Consider the following 10,659-nt stretch of genomic DNA (forward strand, 5'->3'; position numbering starts at 1 on the left):
GCTCCCATCAGAGCACTGCTGGCCCTACCTTTCGCTCAGACCTAAGATCCTTGCAGTCATTAATAAGCCACAAAGACCGCCTCGTTGCCAGAGGCGCACACGGACTAATTCCACACCTATTGCTATTAAACCGAAAGGCCTAGCCAGCATTCCTTGTATCCCTCCATGTATCTCCCACCTAAAAACCTGCCTCCCCCCTGCAAATTAGGCAGCTTGAGAGCTGGTTCGAATCCCGCCTAGCGCTCGGCTGGCACGACGACTGCACCTACTCAGCAAACTTCAAAACACCGCCAACTCATCAGCATCCATAACCTCCGCCCCCACCAAAAACTTCTGCCGCAATAACGTCTCCCGAGTAATCGCGACCAGCGCATCGATCTGCATATCGGGCATTTCCGTCATGTAGGAGAGGCAGAAGCGCGCCGGGGGAATCGGTGGGTCGCAGGGCAGGGTTTTCAGCAGGTTGAGGGCCAGCATTTCGCGGATCAGCGGTACGGGCAGAATGCCGATGGCGTGGCCGGCGGAGACCAGTTTGGCCATGAAGCTCAGGGAGTTGCTGGAGTGAAAGGCTTCCGACGGTGCGTTGCCGCCCTTCAGCCAGTTCTCGACCACCGAGTACAGGGTCGAGGGAGCGGAGTGGCTGACGATGGGGTGGCCAGCGGCGTGTTCCGGCAGAAAGGGGTCGGCGTCGATGCCCAGTTGCGGAGCGGCGACCCACTGGAAGGTCATCCAGCCGATGAAGATGTCGGTGACATCCTCACGGGTGGCGGGATTGGTGAGCAGCGCCAGGTCGAGCTCGTGGTCGTTGAGTTTGCGGTTGAGCACGGCGCCGACGTCGATGGTGATTTCCAGGGTGATCTCGGGAAAGTGCGCCTTGATCTCGGCGATCACGGCGGTCAGGCCGACCATCGCCGAGCATTCATCGGCGCCCAGACGCAGCCTGCGGTGCTGCTTCTGCTTGGCGGCGAACTGCTCGAGTTTCACGCTGTTGTTGAGCGCCAGCTCAGCGTGGCGCAGGGCGATATGGCCATCGGCGGTGAGGGTCATGCGCTGTTTGCTGCGGTCGAACAGCTTGACGCTGAGCAGCGATTCCATCTCCCGAATCCGCGAGGAAATGGCCGGCTGGGTGAGGTGAAGATGGCGTGATGCAGCATGTACACCGCCCAATCGGGCAGTCCAGTAGAAGGCCTCGATCTGCATCAGGGTAATACGCATGATAAAAATCTTCCCCTTCTCTGTTCGCTGATTTTTATTATCGCCAGAAAAACATGCTTGCTAGGATCGGGCTAACTTTCTTGCCCAAAACGAATAATTAAATAGCGCATGTATATTATCGAAGCACTTCCTGAAGCGATTGATCCAGAAGAACTTTCCGTTCTTTTGCGCGCCGAGCCCGCGACTATCGGGCACTTCATTACCACCGGCATATTGAGCCCACAAATACGGGCGCATTTCGAAAATCTGCGCACCGTGGGCACGGCCGTCACGGTGAAGATGCCCGGCGCCGACGGCGGGATCTTACATTACGCGATGGGGTGCGCGAGGCCTGGTGATTTTCTGGTGGTCGACCGCTGCGGCGAGAGCGTGACCGCTGCCATGGGCGGCGCCATGGCCTATGCCGCCAAGCAGGCGGGCATCGCCGGGATCGTCATCGACGGTTACGTCACCGACCTGGGTGAGATCCGCCAGCACGGCGTGCCGGTCTGGTCCTGGGGCGCCAGCGCCATCACCACGCGAGTGAAGGGCGAGGAAGGCGAATTCTGTACCGCGGTGCAATGTGGTGGCGTCGTAGTTCGGCCGGGTGATGCGGTGATCGCCGACGAGAACGGCATCGTCATTCTGCCACCCGCCCAGGCACTGGCCCTGGCCCGCCGTGCCATCGAGTTCCAGGAAAACGAGAAGCACACGCTGGCGCGCTTGGCCCAGGGCGAGAAGTTTCCCGACGTGGTGGGTTCACGCCCGCTGATCGACGCGGCCATCGGCAAAGCACGCTGATACCGCAGTTCCATCGATAGACCGGCATCACTGCGCGCAAGGTCAGGCGCCACGACAATACCAATACTGACCCGCTGCACTTTTCATCAGGTTTCTGCCCCGTAGCTCCCCCAAAAGAACAACAGGACTACCATGAAACTGTACTCGCTCCCCAGGGTGATCCTGGCTGCGCTGGGCTGCTCGATCGGCGCCAGCGCGCTCGCGGACGATGCGTCGTCCATCCATTTCAATGTGGTCGGTGGCGGTAGCCACAACTACACCTTTCGCGCCGTCGAGCGCCCGTTCTGGAATGAAACCCTGCCCGCTAGCTCGGGCGGCAAGGTCACTGCACGCCTGATGGGCCTGTCGGAAAGCGGCCTCAAGGGGCCGGAGATGGTTCGCGTGCTGCGCTCCGGCGCGGTCGAGATCGGCATGGGCGTGTTCGCTTTCGTAGCGGGCGACGATGCCGCCTTCGAGGGCATCGACCTGCCCGGCATGGCGGCCGACATCGACACCTCGCGCAAGATCGCCAATGCCTACAAGCCGGTGCTGGAGGCACGCATGGCCGAACGCCACGGCGTCAAGCTGCTGGCGACCGTGCCCTATACCGCGCAGGTGTTCTTCTGCCGCGATGCCGTGAATAGCCTGGACGATCTCAAGGGCCGCAAGGTTCGCGTACGAGGCCGCAACATGGCCGACCTGGTCGGCGCACTCGGTGGCTCACCGGTCACGCTGCCCTTCGCCGAGGTGGTCACGGCCATGCAGACCGGCGTCATCGACTGCGCGGTAACCGGCATGGGCTCGGGCAATGCCGCCAAGTGGTACGACGTGGCGAGCCATGTCTACGACCTGCCGGTGGACTGGTCGATCGGCTTCTACGCAATGGGCCTGCAGCGCTGGCAACAGCTTTCCCCTCATGTGCAGCAACTGCTGCACACCCAGGCGCAGGTGCTGGAGGATGCCCTTTGGACGGAAACCGCCAGGGAGAACCGCTATGCGCTGGCCTGCAACACCGGTGCAGCCGACTGCCAGATTCACCACCCTGCCGACATGCAGGCCAATGCGCCCAGTGACGAGGAGCGCGCCAAGCTGCGCGCCGTGGTACTGCGCATCGCCAATGACTGGGGAAAGCGTTGCGGCACCGACTGCGTGCAGCAGTGGAACTCCACGGCGGGCAAGGCGATAGGCGTCAGCCTGAAAGATCCCTGAGCACAGCGAAGGCCTCGCCCGATGCAGCGCTGCCGCGCTGACCTCCAACCGTTCGCGGAGAAACCTGCTCATGCAACATACCGATACCCCGAGCCTGCGGCTCATCAATCGCATCGCCAGACTCAGTGCCTGGGTGGGCGGCATCGCCCTGATGGGCTCGGCCCTGATGATCAGCATCGACCTGCTGCTGCGCCGCTTGTTCGGCTTTTCCATGGGCGGCGCCGACGAGATCGCCGGTTACGTACTGGCCATCGTCAGCGCCTGGGCGTTCCCCATCGCGCTGCTCAAACGTTCCCATCTGCGCGTGGACATCATCTACTCGCGCCTGTCGCTCAAGCCCAAGGTCGGCCTCGATCTGCTGGCACTGGCCGGCATGGCACTGTTCGTCGGCACGCTGCTGTTCCATGTCGGCGGGGTGCTGTGGGATTCCATCGCCTATCGCTCGATTTCCACCACGCCGCTGCAGGTGCCGCAGTGGATTCCCCAGTCACTGTGGTTCGCCGGGTACCTGTTCTTCGCCACGACCATTCTGGTGCTGGCCTACAACAGCGTGATTCAGCTGCGTCAGCAACGCTGGGCGGCGGCCAACGCACTGATCGGCATCAACTCCGTCGAGGAGGAGATCGAAGAAGAATCGCACTCCGCCCGTCCTCACGACATCACCCGGGAGGGCCGCTAGATGTTGGTTTTTACGCTTGTCGTACTGCTGGGCCTGCTCGGCCTGAGCGTGGCCGCAGCGGTCAGCGTGGGCCTGCTGGGCATGTCGCTGGCCGAGCTGTTCTCGGCGCTGCCACTGAGCAACGCCATGGGCGAAATCGCCTGGAGTACCGGTGCCGAATTCCTGCTGGTGGCCATTCCGCTGTACATCCTGATGGGTGAACTGCTGGTCTGCTCGGGCGTGGCCGGGCGCATGTACAGCGCTGCCGACAAGTGGCTGTCGTGGCTGCCAGGCGGCCTGATGAACTCGAACATCGGTGCCTCGGCGCTGTTCTCCGCCACCAGCGGCTCCAGCGTGGCCACGGCGGCGACCATCTCGACCATCGCCTTGCCGGAGCAGGAGCGCAAAGGCTACCCGGCGCCGCTGTTCCTCGGCTCCATCGCGGCGGGCGGCACCCTGGGCATTCTGATTCCGCCTTCGATCAACATGATCCTGTTCGCGTTGATCGCCAACATCTCGGTACCCAAGCTCTACCTGGCGGCGACCATTCCCGGCCTGCTGCTCTGCGTGATGTTCGTGGCGATGATCGTGATCACCTGCATGATCTGGCCGAAACTCGGCGGCACCCGGCAGCACGCCACCTGGGCCGAACGCCTGGCGAGCATCCCCGACCTGCTGCCGCCGCTGGCAATCTTCGTGCTGGTGGTCGGCGCCATCTACAGCGGTTTCGCCACCGCCAGTGAGTCGGCGGCACTCGGCGTGCTGGCAGCGTTCGGCCTCGGCCTGTGGCGCCGTACCTTCACCTGGCAGAACCTGGGCCAGGCGTTCGAATCCACCATGCGCACCAGCGGAATGATCATCTTCATCACGCTGGCGGCGTTCTTCCTCAACTTCGTGCTGTCGGCCATCGGCTTGACGCCCACGCTGGTCAGCTTCGTCACCGACCTGGATATGTCACCGATGGCCACGCTGCTGGCGATCATCCTGTTCTACATCATCCTCGGCTGCTTCATGGATACCCTGGCGATGCTGATCACCACCGCGCCGCTGGTGGTGCCGGTAATCATCGCGCTGGGCTTCGACCCACTGTGGTTCGGCGTAATTTTGATCATTCTTTGTGAGATGGGCCAGATTACACCGCCATTCGGGATGAATCTGTTCGTGGTACAGAGCATTCGCAATAAGGGCAACTTCATGGACGTCATCTATGGCGTACTGCCGTTCTGCTTAGTGCTGCTATTGCTTATCGCGCTATTGATCGTATTTCCACAACTGGCACTGTGGCTTCCACAATTCGCATAACGCTATTAATACGTGCGCGGCGCATGGGTAAAATTGGATAGTTTAAAATAACGCGTCAGATAAAACGCGCTGCAAAAGGATTTGCACTATTACCCACCTCATTTGGCGGCGCCGATCAGAAACCCTGCCGGCCGCCGCAGCGCATTCACCACAGCCCGCCCAACACGCGGCGACGCGCGGCTGCCTGACAACTTATAAGCTGCTGATATTTGCAAGATAATAACGCTATAAATCGCGTTATTTATTGGTGCGCGTGCGCTATTCAAGTGCAATAAGCATCAGTGTCTGCCGTTTTTATCAGCCTAATAAAAACATTGAATCCGACTCTTCGGGCAGTTCCGTTGACACTCGTGGGCAATCAGAAAAGAATCCATCACCGCGTATGACAACATACGACTAATAACAAAAAGGTGATACATGCCCGCCTATTCCATCACGGCCATCGCTGCCGTATCGGCAACTCTCACGAGTGCCGAAAACAATGATCAAGCAACTTCCTTACTTCGCTCATCTGCCCATTCGCTGGAGAGAGCACCGTGAAAAATATTCTGACTATCTACTTCGCCGCGCTGAAAGTGCTGATCGTTTCCAGCCTGGTATGTATCACCCTATTGATCTTCTTCAACGTCGTCCTGCGCTACGGCTTCAACTCCGGACTGTTCTTCAGCGAGGAAATCTCGCGGCTGGCATTCGTCTGGCTGGTCTTCGCCGGGGCACAGCTGATGCTCCATGAGAACGGCCATATCGGCGTCGACATCGTGACCAGTCGCGTGTCGCCGACCGTCGGCAAATACCTGCTGCTGCTCACCCAGTTACTGATGCTCTACGTCACCTGGCTGTTCCTGGAGGGCAGCTGGAAGCAGACGCTGATCAACCTGCATGTCGGTGCCCCCTCGACCGGCGTGTCTATGGCGCTGTTCTATGGCGCAGGCCTGGTGTTCTCGGTACTCAGCGCAGCGCTGATCACCCTGCAGATGATCGACAACCTGAGAAAACCTGCTGGCACTTACAGCCCTCAACGCGCCGATGAAGAGGCACACGTCATTTCCACCACCGAATCCGGGGTACTCAAGTAATGGCCCTCACCGTTTTCGTCGGCGTGCTGATGGCCGCCATCCTTATCGGCGCCCCTATCGCCTACGCCCTGATCCTCTGTGGTGTTGCCCTGATGTGGCTGCTGGGGCTATTCGATGGGCAGATCATCGCGCAGAACATTATCAATTCCGCTGGTAGCTTCCCTCTGCTGGCCATTCCGCTGTTCATTATCGCCGGTGAGGTAATGAACAGCGGCGGGCTATCCAAACGCATCATCAACCTGGCCATCGCCATGGTTGGTCACCTGCGTGGCGGCCTGGGTTACGTAGCAATCTTCGCCGGCGTGCTGCTGTCCAGCCTGTCCGGCTCGGCACTCGCCGATGCAGCTTCGCTGACCGCTCTGTTGCTACCGATGATGGTCATCGCCGGCTACAACAAGAACCGCTCCGGTGGCCTGATCGCCTCAGTTTCAGTGCTCGGTTCGATCATCCCGCCGAGCATCGGCTTCGTCGTACTCGGCGTGGCATCCGGGCTGTCGATCACCAAGCTTTTTTTGGCGGGCATCTTCCCGGGCCTGCTGATCGCGTCGGCCTTGTGCGTGGCCTGGTGGCTAGTATCGCGCCGCGACAACGACGTGCAGTTGAGCCCCAAAGCGAGCGGCAAGGAGCGCGCTAAAGCCTTCGTCGACAGTATCTGGGCATTGATGCTGCCGGTGATCATCGTCGTAGGCCTGCGCTTTGGTGTGGTCACGCCGACCGAAGCGGGCGCCGTCGCCAGTGTCTATGCGCTGCTGGTTTCCGCACTGGTGTACCGCGAGCTGAATCTGAAGGACCTCAACGCGCTGCTGCTGCGTGCCGGCAAGACCACCGCAGCGGTGATGTTCCTGGTAGCTGCCGCATCGATCCCTGCGTGGATGATCACCATCGCCGACATTCCCGGCCAGATCATCGATCTGATCACACCGGTGATGGACAACCCGAAACTGCTGATCCTGGTGCTGATGCTGCTGATCCTGGTGATCTCCATGGTCATGGATCTGACACCCACCATTCTGCTGCTCGCGCCGATCCTGGTGCCGGTGGTGACAGCAGCGGGCATCGACCCGATCTATTTCGGCGTGCTGTTCATGATCAATTGCTCCATCGGCCTGATTACCCCGCCCGTGGGCACGGTGCTCAACGTCGTCTGCGGTATCGGGCGAATGCGCTACGAAGCGCTGCTCAAGGGCACTTTCCCGTTCCTGATCGCCGAAGTCATCGTGCTGTTCCTGCTGGTGATCTTCCCCGAACTGGTCATCGTTCCCGCGCAATGGTTCGCCAAATAACAACAACCAACAACAAGGATTGCACCATGAAGATGAAATTGACCGCACTCGCTGCGCTGCTGCTAGCCAGCAGCCTGAGCTTCGCCGCCGAGTACAACTCGCACACCATCAAATTCGCCGCAACCAGCCCGAAAGGCACTCCGCCGGCCATCGGCATGGAGCTGTTCGCCAAGAAAGTCAGCGAGCGCAGTGGCGGCAAGATCAAGGTACGCACCTTCCCCAACGGCGTGCTGGGTGGCGACGTGCAGGTACTGTCGTCGCTCCAGGGCGGAGTGATCGAGATGATGACCTGGAATGCCGGGTTGATGCTCAACCACATCACCGACTTCGGAATCCTCGACTTCCCGTTCCTGTACACCGACACCGCCAAGGTCGACGCCATGCTAGATGGCGAAGTTGGCAAGATGCTCACCGACCAACTGCCGCAGCAGAACCTAGTCGGCCTGGCGTTCTGGGAGTTGGGGGTGCGCAACCTGACCAACAACAAACGCCCGGTGGCGAAATTGGAAGACATCGCCGGTCTGAAGATCCGCGCGCAGCAATCGCCGCTGTTCCTCGATGTGTGGTCGGCCCTCGGCGCCAACCCGACGCCACTGCCATTCACCGAGGTGCACACGGCACTGGAGACCGGCACGGTCGACGGTCAGGAGAACCCGGCAGCGCTGATCCTCGCGTCCAAGTTCAACGAGGTGCAGAAGTACCTGAGCCTCACCCATCACAACTACAACCCGCAGATCGTCCTGATCGGCAAAACCTTCTGGGACAAGCTCAACGACGACGAGAAGAAGCTGCTCAGTGAAGTGGCCATGGAAGTGCGCCTCGAGCAACGGCAGATCTCCCGTGAGGCGGACAGCAAGGCCATAGCCGAACTGGAAGCGTCGGGCATGACGGTCAACGCCGTGCCGGATGAAGAAATCGCCCGCATCCAGGAAAAGATCCGCCCGGTCGTCGACAAGTACGCCGCCAAGATCAACCCCGAGCTCGTGAAGAAAGTTTACGAGGCCATGGACGTCGCCCAGCCATAAGCACCGCAGCGTCGCTGCACGAACAAGCGCGCCCGATCACTCGGGCGCGCTCTGCCAGTCATAGAGGAAACCCATGAAAATTTCGGTCGCGCAGATCCACCCCGTTCCCGGCAACCCGACCCAGACCATCGAGAAAGTCGCCGAGCTGTCGCGCCAGACGGCACTAGAAGGCTCGCGCCTAATCGCCTTCCCAGAATGCCTGCTCACCGGCGGCTCGTTCGACAGCCGTGAAGATCTGGAGCGTGGCGCTATCGAGATCGAAGCGCTGGCGCCGTTGCTGGCCGTAAGTGCGGAGACGGGCATCTACATCATCGCCGGCTTCTACGAGCGTCGCCCGGACGCCATCTTCAACACGGCAGCGCTGATTGGCCCCGAAGGTATCGTGGGTCTGCACCGCAAGCGTCACCTGCCGTTCATGATCGGTGACCGCTTCACCGACACCCCGGATGAGTGGACGCCACCGGTCTTCGATACCAAGATCGGTCGTATCGGCATGGCCATCTGTTATGAAATCCGCTTCCCGGAAGTGGTACGCACGCTGGCCCTGGAAGGTGCCGACATCGTCGTACTGCCGGCCGCTTGGCCAGAGCAGGCGCGCATGCTGCCGGACATCTTCAGCACCGTCCGCGCAGCCGAGAACATCGTCTACTTCGTGGCGCCGAATCGTAACGATATGGACGGCGGCATGCAGTTCATCGGCATGAGCCACATCATCGAGCCGTCCGGCAAGACGCTGGTACGTGCTGGTGCGGAAGATGGTGTGTTCACCGTCGAAATCGACGTGGAGAAGGCCCGCAACAAGTCGCTGATCCGTGAACCCGGCGTGTTCGAAGTGCATCCTTTCCGCGATCGCCTGCCCGATACCTACCGCATCTGAGGTGACCTGATGACCAGCACGCTCAAACAGTTGATGGCCCGCTCGCACACCTACGGCATGAACATCTACGGCACTTCGTCGATGGCCATCGAGGTCGCGGGAAACTGGGGCCTGGATTTCGTATTCATCGATGCCGAGCACACCTCGCTGGGTGTCGACCGCGACATGGAAAAGCTCATCCTGGCGGCCAAGTGCTCCGGCATCCATAGCCTGGTGCGCGTACGCGGCACCCTTGAGTGGGACATTCGCAAGGCGCTGGAAATGGGCGCTTCGGGGGTGATCATTCCGCAGGTGCACAATGCCGAGCAGATGCGCACCATCATCCGCTACAGCAAGTTCCCGCCTATGGGCCGCCGTGGCGGTGACAGCTCGGTACGCTCGGCCAACTACGCAGGGCCGAACTTCGATTGGGGCAGTTATACACAGGCGGAGAACGATCGCAGCGTGATCGTACCGATGGCAGAGAGCTACGAGTTCTTCGACAACATCGACGAGATACTCGACGTCGAAGGTATCGACGCCGTGCACTTCGGCCCGGCCGACTACTCACTGTCGCGCCAATTGCCGGTCGACTATCGGCTGGGCAACCCTGAAGTGCTGCAACGCCTGGAGTTGCTGATCGAGAAGTGCCACGCCCGCTCGATCCAGGTCATGGTGCCCTGCTTCCCAGCCGACGGCGAAACCGCCAAACGCCTGCTCGAGATGGGCAGCGACATGCTGTTGATGGGCAGTGACCTGTCCTGGCTCAACCAGGCCGGGCGCAGCATCGCTGCGGTGAAAGAACAGTTGCAGTAACCGAGTAAAGCGCCAAACAACGAAGCCCGCTATATGCGGGCTTCGTTGTTTCTGTAAGGCGGATCTTTGGAAGAGCCAGATTGCTGGCGAGCCGGGCTAGAGAGCATCGCCGGCAAGCCGGCTCCTACGTGCGACCTGTAGGCTGCTCGATACATTCGTTGTGCGTAGGCAAGAAGCATGTGAGCGAACCAGTGAACCTCAGGTCGGCTAACCCAGGCAACAGAGGCACTTCAGGACATGCGTAGGGTGGAAGACGCTCCATCCTTCCACCACAAGCTCACCGCAATGCTCAGCACGTACCGCTGCCCCGTAGCCTGGGTCGAGCGCAGCGACACCCCGGGAAGGCCCATCAAAACCAAAGCCCCTCACGCGCAGGACGACCTTTGTAGGAGCCGGCTTGCCGGCGAAGCTCGTGCCCGTGGCTCGCCGACTCCTACGCTCGACCTGCTGCAGCGGTCTT

General features: G+C 60.7%; 11 protein-coding genes. 10 read left to right on the forward strand and 1 reads right to left on the reverse strand.

Annotation, left to right across the window (positions count from 1 at the left end; genetic code table 11):
• Positions 1-279: 279 nt before the first annotated feature.
• The gene (locus ACZ3GY_RS22160) at positions 280-1,215 is read right to left on the reverse strand and encodes a LysR family transcriptional regulator (protein WP_465911998.1); all 936 of its coding nucleotides are present in this window, start codon (positions 1,213-1,215) and stop codon (positions 280-282) included.
• 108 nt (positions 1,216-1,323) lie between these two features.
• On the opposite strand from ACZ3GY_RS22160, the gene ACZ3GY_RS22165 reads away from it, so the two are divergent.
• The 10 genes from ACZ3GY_RS22165 to ACZ3GY_RS22210 form a co-directional block, all read left to right on the forward strand.
• The gene (locus tag ACZ3GY_RS22165; RefSeq protein WP_463563192.1) at positions 1,324-1,995 is read left to right on the forward strand and encodes an RraA family protein; all 672 of its coding nucleotides are present in this window, start codon (positions 1,324-1,326) and stop codon (positions 1,993-1,995) included.
• A 132-nt stretch (positions 1,996-2,127) separates the two neighbouring features.
• Positions 2,128-3,183 carry a TRAP transporter substrate-binding protein gene (locus ACZ3GY_RS22170; protein ID WP_465911999.1) on the forward strand — a complete coding sequence of 352 codons (1,056 nt, stop codon included), beginning with the start codon at positions 2,128-2,130 and terminating at the stop codon, positions 3,181-3,183.
• Between the two features lie 70 nt (positions 3,184-3,253).
• The gene (locus tag ACZ3GY_RS22175) at positions 3,254-3,862 is read left to right on the forward strand and encodes a TRAP transporter small permease subunit (protein WP_465912000.1); all 609 of its coding nucleotides are present in this window, start codon (positions 3,254-3,256) and stop codon (positions 3,860-3,862) included.
• Entirely contained in the window at positions 3,863-5,143 is a 1,281-nt protein-coding gene (locus tag ACZ3GY_RS22180) for a TRAP transporter large permease (protein ID WP_465912001.1), read from the forward strand. It abuts the gene before it with no gap.
• A gap of 536 nt (positions 5,144-5,679) precedes the next feature.
• Positions 5,680-6,219 (forward strand): TRAP transporter small permease, encoded by a 540-nt coding sequence (locus ACZ3GY_RS22185; RefSeq protein WP_465912002.1) that lies wholly within the window; start codon positions 5,680-5,682, stop codon positions 6,217-6,219.
• The gene (locus tag ACZ3GY_RS22190; RefSeq protein ID WP_463570061.1) at positions 6,219-7,502 is read left to right on the forward strand and encodes a TRAP transporter large permease; all 1,284 of its coding nucleotides are present in this window, start codon (positions 6,219-6,221) and stop codon (positions 7,500-7,502) included. Before ACZ3GY_RS22185 ends, ACZ3GY_RS22190 begins: the two co-directional genes overlap by 1 nt.
• A gap of 26 nt (positions 7,503-7,528) precedes the next feature.
• Entirely contained in the window at positions 7,529-8,527 is a 999-nt protein-coding gene (locus ACZ3GY_RS22195; protein ID WP_463563187.1) for a TRAP transporter substrate-binding protein, read from the forward strand.
• Positions 8,528-8,600: 73 nt separating this feature from the next.
• Positions 8,601-9,404, forward strand: coding sequence for a carbon-nitrogen hydrolase family protein (locus ACZ3GY_RS22200; protein ID WP_463563186.1), 804 nt, complete (start codon positions 8,601-8,603; stop codon positions 9,402-9,404).
• 9 nt (positions 9,405-9,413) lie between these two features.
• Positions 9,414-10,199: an HpcH/HpaI aldolase family protein gene (locus ACZ3GY_RS22205; RefSeq protein ID WP_465912003.1), complete on the forward strand. Its 786-nt coding sequence runs from the start codon at positions 9,414-9,416 to the stop codon at positions 10,197-10,199.
• 246 nt (positions 10,200-10,445) lie between these two features.
• Positions 10,446-10,659, forward strand: a 214-nt coding sequence (locus tag ACZ3GY_RS22210; RefSeq protein WP_465912004.1) for a hypothetical protein, incomplete at its 3' end; no start/stop codon positions are given.

It is taken from the genome of Pseudomonas sp. PME37.24/006, from assembly GCF_055556635.1.

What these genes read in the sequence shown, in the direction of transcription:
- ACZ3GY_RS22160 (WP_465911998.1), bottom strand. Translation starts at nt 1,215, where the DNA reads ATGCGTATTACCCTGATGCAGATCGAGGCCTTCTACTGGACTGCCCGA.
- ACZ3GY_RS22165 (WP_463563192.1), top strand. Translation starts at nt 1,324, where the DNA reads ATGTATATTATCGAAGCACTTCCTGAAGCGATTGATCCAGAAGAACTT.
- ACZ3GY_RS22170 (WP_465911999.1), top strand. Translation starts at nt 2,128, where the DNA reads ATGAAACTGTACTCGCTCCCCAGGGTGATCCTGGCTGCGCTGGGCTGC.
- ACZ3GY_RS22175 (WP_465912000.1), top strand. Translation starts at nt 3,254, where the DNA reads ATGCAACATACCGATACCCCGAGCCTGCGGCTCATCAATCGCATCGCC.
- ACZ3GY_RS22180 (WP_465912001.1), top strand. Translation starts at nt 3,863, where the DNA reads ATGTTGGTTTTTACGCTTGTCGTACTGCTGGGCCTGCTCGGCCTGAGC.
- ACZ3GY_RS22190 (WP_463570061.1), top strand. Translation starts at nt 6,219, where the DNA reads ATGGCCCTCACCGTTTTCGTCGGCGTGCTGATGGCCGCCATCCTTATC.
- ACZ3GY_RS22195 (WP_463563187.1), top strand. Translation starts at nt 7,529, where the DNA reads ATGAAGATGAAATTGACCGCACTCGCTGCGCTGCTGCTAGCCAGCAGC.
- ACZ3GY_RS22200 (WP_463563186.1), top strand. Translation starts at nt 8,601, where the DNA reads ATGAAAATTTCGGTCGCGCAGATCCACCCCGTTCCCGGCAACCCGACC.
- ACZ3GY_RS22205 (WP_465912003.1), top strand. Translation starts at nt 9,414, where the DNA reads ATGACCAGCACGCTCAAACAGTTGATGGCCCGCTCGCACACCTACGGC.